The sequence below is a fragment of the Lacinutrix sp. WUR7 genome, from assembly GCF_016864015.1.
GTDB lineage: Bacteria > Bacteroidota > Bacteroidia > Flavobacteriales > Flavobacteriaceae > Oceanihabitans.
Genome location: NZ_CP045067.1, coordinates 2419872 through 2436989 on the forward strand (window position 1 = coordinate 2419872; position 17118 = coordinate 2436989).

A 17118-nucleotide genomic window follows, 5' to 3' on the forward strand; every position below is an offset into this window, starting at 1 on the left:
TATCTTAAATTAAAAAAAAAATCATGGAAAAATTAAGCGAAAAGCAACTATTGGTTGCTAGACAAGAATTTAGACCTTATTTAACTTCAGGAAGTAAAACGCTTTCAAAATTAAAACTGAAAACACCATGGAGTGCTTTTAAACAACAACTAAATACTACTTTTGAATCTTTAGGTTGTGTAGGTTATAATTCGGAAAAAAAACAACTAACAGCAACCGTAAATATTAAAAGAGCAACAGGGTATTCAGGCGGTTTATGTACTAATGGATCTCATGAGTATGTACGATTCTACTTGAACTATCAAGATGGTGCTGGTTGGGAAGATATGGGAGTTGTTGGTTTGAATGTACACGATATTCCAACAAAAAAAGACTGTCAAGGAGAAAATGAACTGCCTATGTCTTACGTGCTTAGGTTGAATATTAGTCCTAAAAAGAAAGTATGTACGGTTGCTAATTTACCAACCGTAAGAGCTGTTCTTGCTTGGAATACAATTCCCGAACCAAATGATCCAAACCTAACAAAAGGAACTTATGTATGGAGTGATAAAAAAGATGCTCGAATTCAAATTACTCCATTACAATTTTTTATTCCAAATTTCCCGGTTTTAGAGATGGATGATCTGTTGCATGCAGCTCTGTTAAAACCTAATTTATCATTAAATACTATTGCTTTTGATAAGCCGGAATACATGTTGGCATTACAAAAAGTAAAACAATATATAACTCCTAAAGACTTACCTTTTAAGGAACTTGTACGTTTATATACAAAAGATAAAATTGAGCCACATAGATTTGGTTATAAATTATTGAATAAGATTCAAAATACTCCATTTACTGGCAATGTTAGTGCTATTTCGAATTTGTTTGAAATGAACAATGTTTCGCTATCAGACAGTTTAATTCATTTAAATAATCTTGAGTGTAATACAAATTATGAAGAATTGATTTGTGTAGGAGCAGATTACAATAGAGGTGCTTTAGTTGGAACCATTAAGGTGAAAAAATCTTCTGGATATAGCGGAAGTCTTTGCAGTAGCGGAAGTAAAGAGTTTGTATCTTTTTGGTTGCAAACGGAAGAGAATTGTGAATGGGTTCATGCTGGTACATCTTCTGTTACCGTATATGACATAGATAACATACCTAGTGATGGTTTGTTTTATTCCGTAGTTTTACCTTATAATTTTGAGGATTTAAAAAAGAATTGCAGTACACCAAATGTTTTAAAAGTGCGTGCTGTATTATCATGGAATGTTCCTCCAAATGATATGAATTGTTCCAGTTGGGGAAATGTTGTAGAATCTTATATACAATTAAAACCGAAAGATTCATGGCATAGTATTGGTCCTAAATTAACGGTTATTGGAGGAGTTAGAGTCGAAGATATTGGGAGTGATGGTTTAACAAAACCAGGAACTTTCTTTGATTATTATGATACACCAGTGCCTTATGATAATTGTGCTTTTGCTAGATTAATAATGGTTGAAGCAAAAACAAATGCATTTGCTGGTCAGAAATATAAAATTAGAGTAGATAATCTTACTACGGGAGAAAGTAATTATTTAAACAAGTCATTCAAATTAGATGATAATTCAGAATCTACTGCTAATGCTGATAATGAATATACCTATTATGGTGATGCTACTAACAATGAAAATAATATTGTTGCTAGATTTATACCTGGAAATAATGACTTATTGAAAATTACATTAGAGCACTTAGATGGTTCGATTCCTGATAGTCAAGTCATTCAAATGGATAATACTATTCCTGATTTAACTTTGGATATAGTTAATTATGGTGAATGTTCTCATTTTGTAAAAGGAAGTCCTATAACTGGAAGTTTTTCTGTGGAAGAAACCCATTTAGAAGAATTTATTTTACATACAAGTTTAACCGATGTGGCTCATCATACTATTGCAAGCGGAACCGCTTCAACTAGTGGTGATTTTACAGTGCATACTTCTAGTACTAAAAATTGTGGTGAAATATCTTTAACTGCAAGACATAGAGTCATCCTGGACAGTAAAAGGATATATCCAGCAAGAAATATTAGAAAAATTGTTTGTTTAAAGGATCCAGTTTAAAAGTCAAATACGTAATAAAAAAAGAAAAGCAGCTCCATTAGGGCTGCTTTTCTATTACTACGCTGGAATAAATTACTTTATAGGATAATAAATATCTGTTTGTATTTCTTCCGGTTTAACCGTTGTAGGATCATTAACATATAATTCCCATACAGATACGCCATGCATTTCTAGTTTTTTGTCTTGCATGTATTCTCCAATTTTTACATGTGCTTGATAATCACCAGAACCGTAATTACCATATTTGGCAATTTTAACAGCTTTTCCTGCTGGTATATTAAAAGAAGTCATTCCAGGAGCAGGAGCTAATTCTTTTTTTAATAATAGGCCAATATAGAATTCCGCTTGTTTCGTTTCTTCATCCCATTTGGTGTAATAGGTTCCGGGAATATAATCTCCAGGTGTTAATTTGTCGGCAGCATATCTTCCTGCTTTTGGCATGAATTCCATGAAAAGTTTTGTCATTTCTTCTTGGGGTAAATCGGTAGATGTTTTTTGAATATAGCCTATAAATTTCTGAGAAGGTAAAGTTAGTTCCACAACATCGCCTAGTTTGTAATCTACTTTTGGTATTTTGTTAAAAGCTTCGGTTACAATCGTGTCTAGTTTATTAAGCCCTTTATCGAACATGGTACCAAGGTTTTTTTCCATTCCGCCTTGAGCTGCCGCAAAAGCTTTAAACATAAAATTCATTTTGTCATGTTTCATTCCCCAAGTTACTTCTGTGCCATCTTCCACTTCCTTAAATAGCCAATAAACATCATTTGGTTCCATACCTGCAAAAGATATTTTTTGATCTATAGATGTATTAGGTGTTAGAGCAACAGTTTCCATATAACCTGGTCCTTCAGCACCTTCCCATGAATAATTAGCACCTACACCAGAAGTTTTTTCAGGATACGTAATCGTCATTGTTGGATCTTCTGCTTTCCATGGACCCCAGTTTTCCCAGTTTTTAAAATCGTTAATCTGATTGAAAACCATAGCTACTGGAGCTTTAATTAATTTGGTTCTTTTTACATCATAGCTATTTGGTTGTACAGCTACATAAATTAAAAAACCAACAATTAAAATCAGTAATAGAAATAGGACGTACTTAAAAATTTTCATTTTCTAAATTTTGTGTATTAACAAATATAGTGAATAAAAAAAAACACTAAATTTGAGATTGAAAAAAATCAATAATAATATTAATATGAAATTAAAATCTATTGTAAGCTTAACTTTACTTGCATTGGTAATGCTAGCATGTAAAAAGGATAAAGCAGAAACCGAAGTAATTAAAGATGAACCTGTTGCGTTTAACTATAATGTAGAGCAGTTTGCAGACATTAAAGTGCTACGTTATCAAATTCCTGGATGGGAAAATTTAACACTTAAAGAACAAAAACTAGTCTATTATCTTACACAAGCAGGATTGGCTGGTCGTGATATTAGTTGGGATCAGAATTATAGACATAATTTAAAGATTAGAAAAGCTTTAGAATCTGTTTATACAAACTATCAAGGAGATAAGACGGTTGCAAATTGGGCGAATTTTGAAACGTATTTAAAACGCGTTTGGTTTTCTAATGGAATTCATCATCATTATTCTAATGATAAAATTAAACCAGAATTTTCATCTGATTATTTAACGCAACTTTTAAAGGAAACGAACACTACTTTAGAAGGTGAAGCTTTTGATGTTATCTTTAATGATAAAGATGCTAAAAAAGTAAACTTAACTAAAGATGTGGATAATGTGTTTTTATCTGCAGTTAATTTTTATGGACCAGATGTTACTACTGCGGAGGTAGAAGCTTTTTACAAAAAGAAAACATCTCCAAACCCAAAAAAGCCTTTGTCTTTTGGTTTAAATTCTCAATTGGTTAAAGATAATGGTGTTTTAAAAGAACGTGTATATAAATCTGGAGGTCTTTATGGTTCTGCAATAGATCAAATAATTACTTGGTTAGAAAAAGCACAAAGTGTAGCAGAAAATAAGGCACAAGGTGATGCTCTTGGTTTATTAATTCAATATTATAAAACAGGAGATCTTCAAACTTGGGATGATTATAACGTTACTTGGACGGCTGCAACCGAAGGAAATATAGATTATATAAACAGTTTTATTGAAGTATACAATGATCCATTAGGATATACAGGTTCTTATGAAACAATTGTACAGATTAAAGATTTTGATATGTCTGAGAAGATGGCTGTTTTATCTGAAAATGCACAATGGTTTGAAGATAATTCTCCTTTAATGGATGCTCATAAAAAAGAGAGCGTTGTTGGTGTAACTTACAAAGTTGTTAATGTAGCAGGAGAAGCAGGAGACGCTTCGCCAAGTACCCCAATTGGTGTGAATTTACCAAATGCAAATTGGATTCGTGCTGCTGTTGGTAGTAAATCTGTATCCTTAGGAAACATTATTAATGCATACAATAATGCAGGTAGTACAGGTCGTTTAAAAGAGTTTGTTCATGATGAAGAAGAGCTTAAATTAGAAGAGGAATTTGGTCAGAAAGCAGATAAATTGCATACCGCATTACATGAAGTGATTGGTCATGCTTCAGGACAATTAAATCCAGGGGTAGGAGAAACGAAAGAAACTCTTAAAAAATATGCATCTACTTTAGAGGAAGGACGTGCAGATTTAGTTGGGTTGTACTATTTATATAATCCAAAGTTACAAGAGTTAGGTTTGGTGGATGATTGGAAATCTGTTGGAAAAGCAGCCTATGATGGTTACATTAGAAATGGATTAATGACGCAATTAATTAGATTAAAATTAGGAGATGATGTTGAAGAAGCACACATGGTTAATAGACAATGGGTTTCTGCTTGGGCTTTTGAAAAAGGCTTAAAAGATAATGTTATTGAAAAAGTAACACGTGATGGAAAAACCTATTTCAATATTAATGATTACGAAAAGCTTCATGCTTTATTTGGTGAATTATTACGCGAAACACAACGTATTAAATCGGAAGGAGATTACAAAGCTGTAGAAGATTTAGTAGAAGGTTATGGTGTAAAAGTAGACCCAGCAATTCATGCTGAAGTTTTAGAACGTAACAAACAATTTACATCTGCTCCTTATAGTGGTTTTGTAAATCCGGTGTTAGTTCCAGATACAAATGATGCAGGAGAAATTACTGGAGTAAAAGTAATACAACCAGGGACTTTTTCTGGACAAATGTTAAACTATAGTAGGGATTATAATTTTTTACCAGAAGTGAATTAAAAAGCTTTTGAAACTTCAGATTAAAAACAGAATCTAAAATTATTTTAGGTTCTGTTTTTTTTTGTTTTTCACTGTTTGAAAGGAATGTCTAAAGTCTTTTTTTTCTATGTTTTATTAGAGCTTTAAACGAATTAAAACCTATTCATTAATACTAAATTTTAGTAAAATAAAATTGAAAATCAGAAGAATAAAAAGGATTGTTATTATTTGAAACATTATAGAAGGGTTTGGTTTCTTTAAATTTAAGGAATTATTAGAATGCATAAAATCCCCAATACAGGGGATTTTAATAATTAGAATAAATAAGCGTTTTCCCTAAAAAAGACTTACCATCCTAATTAGTTTTTAATAATTCGTTTGGTGTAATATCTACCTTCCACTTTAAATCGGATTAAATACATGCCAACTTCTAATTTTGAAACATCCATTGTAGAAACTGCTCCTTGATTTTGTATGACTTTTTTACCATTTAAATTGAATATTACAATTTCGTTTATTTGCATATTTGTGGAAATATTTAAAATGCCTTCCGTTGGAACGGGGAAAATCTTAATTTGATTTTTGGTTATCGTTTCTTCTTCAATGCTTAAAGAACTATCTACAACAGTGACCGTAATTGTAATGGAGGTTGCATTACCAAAACCATCTGTTATCGTTAATGTTACGGGATAATCTCCAACCATTGAAAAAGTATCTGTGTCTATACTTAATACGAAAGTACAATTGTCGGAAGAGCCATTATCGACATCCTCTGGTGTAATAGTTACCCATGGATTTCCTTCTAAATCTACAGTGATATCTTGACCCGCTACCGCCGGATCTATAGTGTCTTGCACTGTAATTATTGCCGTTGCAGCATCGCTATTATTAATAGCGTCATTTACTGTTAATGTAACGGTGTTTTCTCCAATATCATCACAAGTAAATGTGGTAATATCTAAGCTAGAACTCGCAATGCTACAATTGTCGGTAGAATTATTATCTACCATATTTGGTGTAATACTAGCACTTCCACTTGCATCTAATTGCACGGTAATATTTTGTGTACTTGCTGTTGGATTAATGCCATCTTCTACCGTGACGATTGCAGTTGCGGTTCCTGTGTTGTTACTGGAATCTGTTACCGAAAGCGTTACTGTATTTGTTCCTAAATCCCCACAAGAAAAACTAGTAATGTCTAAACTGCTGCTTGCAATAGCACAATTATCGGATGAACCATTTTCTATTTGAGATGCTACAATACTTGCAGTACCATTGGCATCTAATTGCACGGTAATATTTTGCGCAATAACTGTTGGGTTTACGGAGTCTTCTACCGTAATAATTGCAGTTTCCGTATCACTATTATTGCTTTGGTCTGTAACGGTTAAGATAACGGTATTGTTTCCTAAGTTAGCACAAGTAAAAGCGGTAATATCTAAACTAGAACTGGCAATAGTACAATTGTCTGTGGAGTTGTTATTTACCATATTTGGCGTAATAACAGCGTCCCCATTAACATCGAGTTGCACGGTAATATTTTGTGTAATAGCTGTTGGGTTAATACCGTCTTCAATAGTAACAATAGCGGTTGTGCTATTGCTGTTTCCGAAAGTATCTTCCACAGTAAATGTAACCGTGTTTGCTCCTAAGTTTGTGCAAGTAAAAGCAGAAACGTCTAAACTGCTACTTGCGATAGAGCAATTATCTGTCGAACCATTTTCTATTTCCGAAGGCGTAATACTTGTTACACCATTTGCATCTAATTGGATGGTGATATCTTGTGAAATTGCTACAGGATCTATACTATCTACAACAGTAATAGTTACATCTTGTGTGCTTACTTTGTCTTCGGCATCTGTAGCTGTAATGGTTACCGTATTAGTACCAAGGTTTGCACAGGTATAATCAAATTGTGTTTGATTTAATACTACCGAAACTAATTCGCAATCGTCAAAAGTACCATTATTAACATCTGCAATTGTAATAGAGGCTTGTCCGTTTGCATCTAGTTCTGCAGTGATGTTTGGATGCACCATAATAGTAGGAGGTAGGTCATCATAAACATCGACATCCAATGCAATTTTGTATAGCGAATAATTACCATCTGCATTTTTTATGCTTAACCAAATATCGTGTAAATCACAGGTTACTAGATTGGTTGGTATTTCTACCAAGTATTCATCGGTATTTCCTGTTGGTGTTAAAGCAGCAGCAGTTCCTGTATCAAAGCCTAATTCGGCATCATATAAAAATTCAGCTTCCGCTAAAGCAGCAGGTGGTTGGTTATCTTCGGCTTCAAAAACATAAAATATTTTCTTTTCGTATAAGCTCCAATCTCCATTTAGATTTTGAATACGCATTCCTAGTTTATGAAAACCCGCAGCTAATGTTCCTAAAGGAATTACAAAGTTCTGCGACGTTTCATTCGGACTACCAGAAATAGTCAAAGGATTGCCATTTCCTTGTCCAGGATCTGCATCAAACCAATATTCTGCTCCTGCAATGTTAGAAACAGGATCGCTTCCTGCAATGTCTTCAGAAACATAAAATACTTTATTATCGTACAAACTCCATGTCCCATCCAGATTTTGTGTCCGTAAACCTATGGTATGAAATCCAACATCTAGTGTTCCTAACGGAATAACAAAGTTTTGTGAAGTATCACTTGGGTTTCCAGAAATAGTTAAAGGATTTCCGTTTCCTTGTCCAGGATCTGTATTAAACCAATATTCGGCTCCTGCAATATTAGAAATAGGATCACCTCCTGCAATGTCTTCAGAAACATAAAATACTTTCTTATCGTATAAACTCCATGTTCCATTTAGATTACGTGTTCGTATTCCAATATTATGAAAACCAACATCTAATGTGCCTAATGGAATTGCAAAGTTTTGTGAAGTTTCACTAGGGCTTCCAGATATAGTTAACGGATTTCCATTTCCTTGTCCAGGATCTGTATTAAACCAATATTCAGCTCCAGCTATATTTGAAATAGGATCGCTTGTATTAATTTCTTCTGAAACATAAAAAGTAACATTTTGATATAATCCCCAAGTACCAAGATTATCTTGTGCTCTAACGGTTAGCTTATGAAAGCCTTCATTTAAACTAGTTATTGGTAAATTTAAAGCTTGTGTAAGTTCGCCAGTATTTGCGTTTGCAGTTACCAAAGTACCATTACCTAATCCAGGATCTGTACCAAAATAATATTCTAATTGTTGAATGTTTTGCGACGTTACTGTAGCAAAACTACAAAAGAATAGTAGTATAAATCCGAATAGATAATTTTTTGGCAAGCGCATGTTTTTTTGTTGCGCTTTCATAATTAATGCGCTTTTGCGTTAATTGTTACATTAATATTACCGTTTTTTGGTACAGCTCCATCATAACTAATTACGTCTAGCGTAGGGATTCCTTTTGGATTACCAATAGTATTATATAAAAAACCATTGTTGTATAGGCCCATTTCAGAACCACCACCTCCACCAGTAAGTGCAGGAGATCCAGCTTGTAAGGTTAGATCTTCTTCTAAACGTATGGTTGGATTATACGCACCCGTTCCTGCAAGGCTAGTACTGACTGTACTATCTACATTTGTAAATAAAGGATCTGTGTTTGCTAATGTATTAGATTCTAAATGTGTGCCTCCACTAACATTTGCAAATACAGTATTAAACGTATCAGCGTAATTATAAATTAGATTATTAGATAGGTTAAAATCACCGCTTCTAAAATTGATAACAGATTCACCTCCATAATTACTAATAAACATGTTGTTATATAAAATAGCGGTACCAGAAGGATTATTATTTCTAAAAGTAAGACTGCTCTGAAATCTAAATACATTATTTGCAATAACAGAACTGGTTGTATTGTAAATATATAATGGCGTGGGAGAATCAAATATATTGTTAGAGAAAAGTACATTGGTAGCATCTTCATATATATAATTGACGCTTTTTAAAATGCAACCTCTTACTTTTACATCATCAATAGAAACAATTGGTGCTGCTTGACCTTCTCCAAGTTGTAAAGAGCTAACATTACATTCGTAAACAGTTAAACCTACAAAAGGAGGTGCTACTAGAGCACCAGAACTTTGAGGATATAATGAAGAAAGTTTTAAGCCTTTTAAAGTCACATTTGATGAGCGAATAATAACTCCATCTAATAGTGATATTTTAGAAGGTTCGCTATGAGAACGACCAACTATAGTTAATTCTTTATCTATGGTAACAGCACCGTAGGATGTGCCAGAAGGTTGCACATAAATAATATCTCCAGCTGAAGCAGCATCATGTGCAGCTTGAATAGTTTGGTGTGTGGTTGTCGAACCAGAATTATTATCAATAGTGATAATGGTTTGTGCTAGAAAATTTGTTGAGGCAAGCATAAAGCATGCCATTAGGACATTTTTGAATGTTTTTGTAAATGTTTTCATAATATAAAATATTTGTTGATTAATAGTATTAGCAAAGTAGGAAAGGGTGCAATACGAAAAAATCCCCAGTACTGGGGATTTTTGATAATTAGAGATAAAAAGAATTTTCCCTAGTAACTAATTAGTCAAATTATTTTTTTAGGATACGTTTGGCTATAGAACCGTTTTCAGTATCTAGTTTTAAAATATAAATACCAGTTGGTAAGTGTGCAATGTTTAGAAAGTGTGTATTACTTTCAAATTCTTTTTGCAATACTTTTTTGCCTAAAATATTATATAGTGTGGCACTTGTTTTAGAAGTATTATTTAAAGTAATATGTAATAATGAATTTGTTGGATTAGGGTAAACCTGGATAGCTTGTAAATCATTTTCTGCAATACCTAACAAACTAACATTAACAGTTATCGGTGCTCTATGAATTTCAATTCCTGGTGTATCTGGATTTGTAATTACGCAATGGTAACTTCCACTATCGCTAGGTTGTGCATTAGTTATGGTATATGTATTTGCAATTGCGCCACTAATAGCAACGTCATCTTTTAGCCATTGGTAATTATTTCCAGCCATTTGTCTTCCTGAGGCTGTCCTTGTTGAAGCTACATCTGTTAAAGTAAGTGTTATATCATCTCCAGCATCTGAAGTAATTTCATCAGGTACATCTAATGTGTATTGAGGTGAAAAAACGAAATTGGTAATATTTGCTTGATAGGTTGCAATCTCATCTGCTACATCAGCAAATGTAAAATAATTACGATGCATTTGAAGCGTTTCTAAAGGTAATGCTGTTAAATCTGGAAAATCACCATTATAAGCACTACTACTCCAATTAGAATCAATTCCTATTGCACCTATTAAGTATAATTCGCGCAGGTTTGTTAAGTTTTGAAAGGATTGTGGAATATTTCCAGTAAGCCCATTTTGGTTTAACCAAAGCACTTCTAGGTTTGCAAGGTTTCCTATTTCTGGTGGAATAGATCCTGAAAATGTATTTGGTGCTAAATCCAATTCTATTAAGTTAGAAAGGTTGCCAATTTCTGAAGGAATATTACCTGTAATTTCATTTGACCATAGCAATAAGGTTTGCAGTTCGGAAAAGTCACCAATTTCTGTAGGTAAAACACCAGTAAGATTATTAGACCCTAAACTAATACTTGTTACCCTGTTATTCGTTAATGTAACTCCATGCCATGTACTTAAGGGTTTGGTATCATCTAGCCAATTGGTGTTTGTTATCCAACTATCTCCATTAGTGCTATTGTATAATGCAACTAATGCGCTGTAGTCTTGGTTGTCTGAAGGAGCTTCACCAACTGTAAAGTTAACACTTTGTAAAGTTAAACCTGTAACAATATTGTTAGTAGCTTGGTAGGTGTAAGTTCCATAGTCTGCACTAGAATTTACTGTAACATTTAATGTTGTATTCATTTCACCAATTAATAATACACCATCTTTATACCATTGGTAATTGTTTTGTGTACCAGATGTGTTGGCCGTTAAAGTTGTAGAATTACCAATAGCAACTGCTATTTCAAATGGTTGGTCTATATATTTTTGAGGTGAAAATAAATTACTAGGAATAAATTGATTATTAGCAAAAGTGTTTTCAAAATCACCGAATTCAAAATTATTACTTTCATACCAAAAAAAGTTTAAACTAGTGATACCTGAAAAATCTGGAATACTTCCTGTTAATTGGTTGTTAGAAATTAGAAAAACATATAAATTAGAAAGATTGGTGATTGTTGTAGGAATATTTCCAGTAAGATAATTATTTCTTAAATCTATCCAGGTAAGATTAGGTAATGATCCTATTTCACTTGGTATATTTCCAGAAAGTTGCCAACCTCTTAAATCTAAATAATTTAGATTAGTTAAATTTTGAATTTCTGCAGGAAATGTAGCAGGTGCATAATAATTGGGATTTAAATACAAGTCAAGCCTTGTTAATTCGGATAAAGTAGTTAGTGATAAAGGGAAACCGTTACTAACAACAATATTGTTGTCTGGCAAGTTAATTTGTGTAACATGGTCTTGACCATTTATGTTGGTTACGGTTATTCCTTGCCATGTAGATACTGGGGTTTCAGTATTCCAATTGGTGTTTGTTGTCCAAAGCGTTTCTCCATTGCTCTCCGTAAAAAATTGAATAAGCGCATTGCGTTCACTTAGGGGAACTTGAGCGAATATATATATCGTACTAATAAAGATGAAAATAAAAGAAAGTAGTAATCGTTTCATAATGGTTGGTTTTAGAAGTTAATAGCAATTCAAACATATAAAATAATGTAAGGCAATAAAATCCCCATCATTGGGTATTTTAAAATTTATACTTCTTCTCTAAAGCATAACGCAAAAGCTCTCCTTTTCCGTGAAGTCCAAGAATGCGGATCATGTTTTTTCTATGTGTATCTACCGTATGAATACCAATAAATAAGTCTTCGGCAATCTCTCGTGAGGTTTTACCTTGCGCAACGAGTTGTAATATTTCAATTTGACGTTTGGTTAAGAGCCCTTTTTTAGTGTTGCTTTTATCTGTGCCAAGTGCATTGGTATCTATACTTTTGTCAAAGTATGTTTCTCCTTTGTACACTGTTTTAATTGCTTGTAAGACTTCTGTTAAGGAAGAGTTCTTTAATATATAGCCTTTTGCTCCAGCTTCTAGCATTTGCTCTATGGCATCCAATTGATCAAACATAGAAAAGGCTAAAACCTTTGTGGTTGGGAATTCTTGCATGATCGCTTTGGTAGCAGCAATGCCATCTAATTTGGGCATGCGTATATCTGTAATAATAACGTTTGGTTGTTTTAATCGTACAATTTCCAATAATTGCTCTCCATCATTTGCAGTGCCAATTATAGAAATGCCTTCTTCATATTTTAAGAGTAATTGTAATCCGTCAATTAAGGATTGATGATCTTCTGCTATGGCTAATCGTATCATTTTGTATGTTTTTAAATTCAAAAATCAAGCATATATTCTTTACGTTTTTTACTGAAAATGTTCTGTATTCTTAAATAGGAATGTCTATAATTATGGTGGTTCCTTGGTCTTTTTTAGACTCAATAATCATTTGGCCCTCTAAATGCTCTACCCGTTTATCAATACTATCTATTCCCATTCCGGAAGCTTGTTTTAAGTTTTTGGTGTTAAAACCAATACCATTATCTTCTACAATAATATTTAGACCTTCTTCATGATTTGTTAAATGTACAATGCCTTTTGTTGCATGCGCATGTTTAATAATATTAGTTATGAGCTCTTGAATGATTCGGAATATGGAAATTTCTAAAGAGTTTTCTAGGCGATTTTTTAATCCAAAACTATGGACTTCAAAAGTAAGCCCATTAATTCCGGAGGCATTTATAGAGAGTTTTTCTATTGCGGGAAGTAAGCCGTTTTTAGCCATTACTCCAGAGCTTTTTAAATGTGCCATAGATCTAATCTCTACATAGGCATCTTCTAGTAAAGTGCTGGTTTTTTTTATTAATTCTTCGGAAGCTTTAAGGTCTGTTTGGTTTTTTATGAGATATTCAAATTGCATTTTAGCGGCAGACAATGTTGCACCAACACTATCATGTAAATCGGAAGCTAATTTTTGACGTTCTTTTTCTTGACCTCTAATCATCGCATCAATAGTAGATAACTCTAAGTCTTTAAGTATTTTTTCTTTTTCTTCTATTTGTTCTTGACGTTCTTTTTCAGCTTTAAGTTGTTTTCGTTTGGAGTTTTTGAATATTAAAAAAGCGAATAGAGAGACTATAGAAAAACTGCTTCCCCAAGCTAAAGTGAGGTTTGTTTTTTCTTTGTTTTTTAGCTGAATTTCTGTTTGATGGTATAATTCATTTTGCAATTGTTTTTGAAAATGCATTAAACTATCCGTTTTTCTAAAATTATCAATTTGCATTTTTTGCAATGCTCTAGTATTCGCTTTGTCTTCTGCTTCATTTCTATATTCTCTACCTTTTTCATAATGATAAAAAGTGGAATCAAAATTCTTTTTACCTCTATATCCTTCAAATAAAAAGTAATGAGCGCCTCGTATTTTAGTCTTATTAGGTATTTTTTCTGCATAAAAAAGACTTTTTTTAGCGATTTTTATAAGGCTGTCATGTTTTTTTTGTTTAAAATAGTTTTGAGCCATGGTACTATAGCCATGTGCGAGAATACTGTAATTATTTAATAAATGTCCGATTCTAATAGCTTCATTGGTTTTCTTTTTTGCTAGTTTATAATCTTTTTTAATAATGTAAGACTGTCCAATGTTGACATGGTTTACGGCTCTGTTTTTTAAATCCTTTTTTAAGGAACAGAGTTTTAAACTTTCATTAAAATACGCTAATGCTTTGTCTGCCTTAAACCGTATGTTATATATATTACCAATATTTGTTAGATTAGAAATAATGGTGAGCGTGTCTTTTCTGCTTTTGCTTATGGTTAGGCTTTGTTCATAAAAAAATAATGCTTCATCCAAATTCCAGCTGGTCTTATGCATTTTTCCAATATTATCTAGAGCTTTTGCTTCTCCTTTTTTATTACCTAGTTTCTTGTATAATTTTAAACTTTTTTCATAACTATTAGTTGCGGAAGGATAATCCCCTAAGATGTGATTTATATGCCCTAATGTGATTAAAGCTTTAGCTTGCTGAGGTTCTATCTTATTAGCTTCGGTAAATTTTATAAGCTGGTCTATAAGAATATAAGCGCTATCTGTTTTATTATCTAAATACTTTTTAGAAATTAATATGTTAAATGCTATTGCTCTTGTAGAATCTGGTTTTTTTGAGTTTTCCCAGATAGCATACAGTGTATCTTTAGAAGTTTGACCAAATGAAGGATGTATGAATATTAATAACCATATAATTGGTAATGATCGTTTTACTCTCTCCTTAAAAAAAGGGTTTTTTTTAGATTGGATTGGCATGTTCATATCGGTAAATCTATTATTATCGTTGTGCCTTGGTTAATTTCAGACTCGATAGTCATTTTTCCGTCCAAATACTCTACACGTTTATCAATACTATGAATTCCCATCCCTTTTTTAGAAATGATTTTGGTATCAAAACCAACACCATTATCTTCTATCATAATATTTAGGCTGTCCTCATGATTTGTTAAACTAATGGTTGCTTGTGTTGCTTGCGCATGTTTAATAATATTAGTGGTTAGTTCTTGAATGATTCTAAAAATAGTAAGTTCTAAACTGTTTTCTAATCTGTTTTCTAAACCATGATCTACCACATCTATTTGCGTTTTATTTAATGCTGAAATTTTGTTAGCCATTTCCTTTACGGCTTTTAATAAACCTTGTTTAGCAATTACTCCAGAATTTTTAGCGTGTGCAATACTTCTAATTTTCTGATAAGCTTCGTCTAAAAGGGTATTGGTTTTTTCGAAAAGGTCTTCCGATTTGTTTTCCTTTAAAACATTAAAATGAAGTTTTACAGTAGCCATGAGTCCGCCAAGATCATCATGCAAATCGTTAGCAATACGTTGTCTTTCTTTTTCTTGCCCTTCAATCATAGCATCAATACTAGTCAGTTCCTGTTCTTTAAGTACCGCAGCTAGTTTTTGGGTTTGTATTTCTTGTTCTTGTTCGGCAAGTAGTTGTTTACGTTTGGTGTTTTTCTGAATTAAGAATGCAGAAAATCCACCAAAAACTAAAAGGAATAAAGAGGCAATAAGCAAGTTTTGATTTTGTTTTCTTTTTACTTCGCTTTCTAGATTATCTGCCCGAAGTTTTTGGTTGTCATATTGTTCTTTAATATTGGCTATAGCTTCACGATGTTCTTTGGTATTTAGGCTGTCCGAAAGTTCAAGGGATAATTTTAGACTATTATATGCACTATGGTATTTTTTTTGTTTGGCAAATAAATCCGATAGATTTTCATTAATTTTTTTGCTATTCTTAAGGATGTTTTCTCGCGTAGAAACGCTATCCGCTTTTAGATAAAACTTTTCAGCTTCATCTAGTTTGTTTAATCTTTCATAGGAAACACCAATGTTAAAATACGTATTAAAATAACTTTCTTTTGAAGTATGACTTGGTGCCTTTTTAAAGAAGTCTAATTTCTTATTAAAATAATAAATAGCAGAATCTGATTGTAATAAATTATCTTCAAATAAAGCGCCTAAATTATTATAGGTATAAAGTAAATATGCGCTATCTCTTTTTTTATAGTTATAGCCTAAAAGCATTTTATAATTACGTAATGCTTCATTATTTTCATCTCTATAATAATAGTAGGTTGCTAGTAAAAAACGATGAATTATTTTATAAGTTGCTTGGTTGTACTCTTTCGCTTTTTGCGCTAAAATATTTAAATATTCTAGGTTATAATAGTTGTCATTATTATAATCATAAGTTTGACTAAGCGCTGCAAGGCTAGACAGTGTGGTTAAAGTGTCTTGTGCTTTTTTTGCTAGTTGAAGTGTTTGATAGCTTTTTTTGAAAAATAAAGAATCATTACTTGTTATTTTATTATAAAAACCCTCAAAATATAAGACTCTGCATTGTTGAAACTTCGTTAGGTTTTTGTCTTGTTCGAGCTGGTTTATATAGAAAGACATAGAATCACTATCTCTTAAGCGGCTATGGTATATTAATTTATAAAATTTGGTATCCGTGGGTTTTTTAGAATTTTTAAATTTTGATTCTAATAGTGCAATAGGTGTGGTATTATCAAAATAAAAATAGGCAGAGTCATTTTGTGCTATACAAATAGTACAACAAAAAATGCAGAGTATTTTTATAAATGATGCTCTCATAAAATTATTCCAAAATTTTACATCCAAGAGCTATTGGTGATCCTTTTATAACTGTTTTTTTCTTTCTTTTTGTAATGTTATTTTCGTTGCAGTCAAAATTTTCAAACACGACTTTAATGGTTAATTCTGAGCCAGGTATTTGAGAGAAACTGCCTTTGTTAAACTTTTCAAATTTGGGTTTTGTAAAATCTCCACGACCAGTGATTTCATAAGTTACCGTATTATCTTTATTGCTAACTTCGGTTAATGTAGTTCCATTTGGATATGGTATTATGTATTTAGCTGTTCCATCTTTGGTGTTATAATCATAGCCTTGATTTAAAATAGCACAAGGATTCTTACATAAATCAAAAGCATAGTCTTCTTGCTTGATATTGTTGTCTTTGCAGTTTATTAAAAAAATGAAAAAACATAATATGCTCACCGATTTTAAATTTAAAATTTCCATTGTTTACGTTTTCGTTAGGTTATTGGTAAATCTCTCAAAAATAGAGGTGTAAAAACATACCCGTTATTAGGTATTTTAAAAAGTTAAGCATTATTTTTTTAGAACGAAAAAAATGGAGGCAAAAGCCTTTTTTAATAGATTAAGAGTCGTATTCTTTATATATAATT

The 17118-nt window shown here is 32.3% G+C and carries 10 protein-coding genes; 2 read left to right on the forward strand and 8 right to left on the reverse strand.

Going from position 1 to position 17118, the window contains the following annotated elements; all coding sequences use genetic code 11:
* Positions 1-23: 23 nt before the first annotated feature.
* A complete protein-coding gene (locus FG167_RS10520) occupies positions 24-2087 on the forward strand; it encodes a hypothetical protein (RefSeq protein WP_203458233.1) in 2064 nt (687 codons plus the stop codon).
* 72 nt (positions 2088-2159) lie between these two features.
* Here FG167_RS10520 and FG167_RS10525 read toward each other — a convergent pair whose 3' ends face one another.
* Positions 2160-3197 carry a GyrI-like domain-containing protein gene (locus FG167_RS10525; RefSeq protein WP_203458234.1) on the reverse strand — a complete coding sequence of 346 codons (1038 nt, stop codon included), beginning with the start codon at positions 3195-3197 and terminating at the stop codon, positions 2160-2162.
* 85 nt (positions 3198-3282) lie between these two features.
* Here FG167_RS10525 and FG167_RS10530 point away from each other — a divergent pair, with 85 nt between their 5' ends.
* Entirely contained in the window at positions 3283-5313 is a 2031-nt protein-coding gene (locus FG167_RS10530; RefSeq protein WP_203458235.1) for a dihydrofolate reductase, read from the forward strand.
* Between the two features lie 338 nt (positions 5314-5651).
* Here the strand turns inward: FG167_RS10530 and FG167_RS10535 are convergent, their stop codons facing one another.
* The 7 genes from FG167_RS10535 to FG167_RS10565 all read right to left on the reverse strand — a co-directional run bounded on the left by FG167_RS10535 (position 5652) and on the right by FG167_RS10565 (position 16951).
* The gene (locus FG167_RS10535) at positions 5652-8618 is read right to left on the reverse strand and encodes a T9SS type A sorting domain-containing protein (RefSeq protein WP_203458236.1); all 2967 of its coding nucleotides are present in this window, start codon (positions 8616-8618) and stop codon (positions 5652-5654) included.
* Between the two features lie 2 nt (positions 8619-8620).
* Positions 8621-9736, reverse strand: coding sequence for a hypothetical protein (locus FG167_RS10540; protein ID WP_203458237.1), 1116 nt, complete (start codon positions 9734-9736; stop codon positions 8621-8623).
* Positions 9737-9866: 130 nt separating this feature from the next.
* Entirely contained in the window at positions 9867-11975 is a 2109-nt protein-coding gene (locus FG167_RS10545; RefSeq protein WP_203458238.1) for a T9SS type A sorting domain-containing protein, read from the reverse strand.
* Positions 11976-12054: 79 nt separating this feature from the next.
* Complete coding sequence (locus tag FG167_RS10550; protein ID WP_203458239.1) at positions 12055-12678, reverse strand: response regulator transcription factor; 624 nt, start codon at positions 12676-12678, stop codon at positions 12055-12057.
* Positions 12679-12748: 70 nt separating this feature from the next.
* Entirely contained in the window at positions 12749-14665 is a 1917-nt protein-coding gene (locus FG167_RS10555) for a sensor histidine kinase (RefSeq protein ID WP_203458240.1), read from the reverse strand.
* Positions 14662-16305, reverse strand: coding sequence for an ATP-binding protein (locus FG167_RS10560; protein ID WP_203458241.1), 1644 nt, complete (start codon positions 16303-16305; stop codon positions 14662-14664). The genes FG167_RS10555 and FG167_RS10560 overlap by 4 nt, the downstream gene beginning before the upstream one ends.
* Before the next feature lie 202 nt (positions 16306-16507).
* On the reverse strand, positions 16508-16951 hold the full coding sequence (locus FG167_RS10565) for a hypothetical protein (protein ID WP_203458242.1): 444 nt from the start codon (positions 16949-16951) through the stop codon (positions 16508-16510).
* Between the last annotated feature and the right edge of the window lie 167 nt (positions 16952-17118).

Bases quoted from the DNA above. Each gene is read 5' to 3' on its own strand.
- FG167_RS10520 (WP_203458233.1), top strand. From the start codon at position 24: ATGGAAAAATTAAGCGAAAAGCAACTATTGGTTGCTAGACAAGAATTT.
- FG167_RS10525 (WP_203458234.1), bottom strand. From the start codon at position 3,197: ATGAAAATTTTTAAGTACGTCCTATTTCTATTACTGATTTTAATTGTT.
- FG167_RS10530 (WP_203458235.1), top strand. From the start codon at position 3,283: ATGAAATTAAAATCTATTGTAAGCTTAACTTTACTTGCATTGGTAATG.
- FG167_RS10535 (WP_203458236.1), bottom strand. From the start codon at position 8,618: ATGAAAGCGCAACAAAAAAACATGCGCTTGCCAAAAAATTATCTATTC.
- FG167_RS10540 (WP_203458237.1), bottom strand. From the start codon at position 9,736: ATGAAAACATTTACAAAAACATTCAAAAATGTCCTAATGGCATGCTTT.
- FG167_RS10545 (WP_203458238.1), bottom strand. From the start codon at position 11,975: ATGAAACGATTACTACTTTCTTTTATTTTCATCTTTATTAGTACGATA.
- FG167_RS10550 (WP_203458239.1), bottom strand. From the start codon at position 12,678: ATGATACGATTAGCCATAGCAGAAGATCATCAATCCTTAATTGACGGA.
- FG167_RS10555 (WP_203458240.1), bottom strand. From the start codon at position 14,665: ATGAACATGCCAATCCAATCTAAAAAAAACCCTTTTTTTAAGGAGAGA.
- FG167_RS10560 (WP_203458241.1), bottom strand. From the start codon at position 16,305: ATGTCTTTCTATATAAACCAGCTCGAACAAGACAAAAACCTAACGAAG.
- FG167_RS10565 (WP_203458242.1), bottom strand. From the start codon at position 16,951: ATGGAAATTTTAAATTTAAAATCGGTGAGCATATTATGTTTTTTCATT.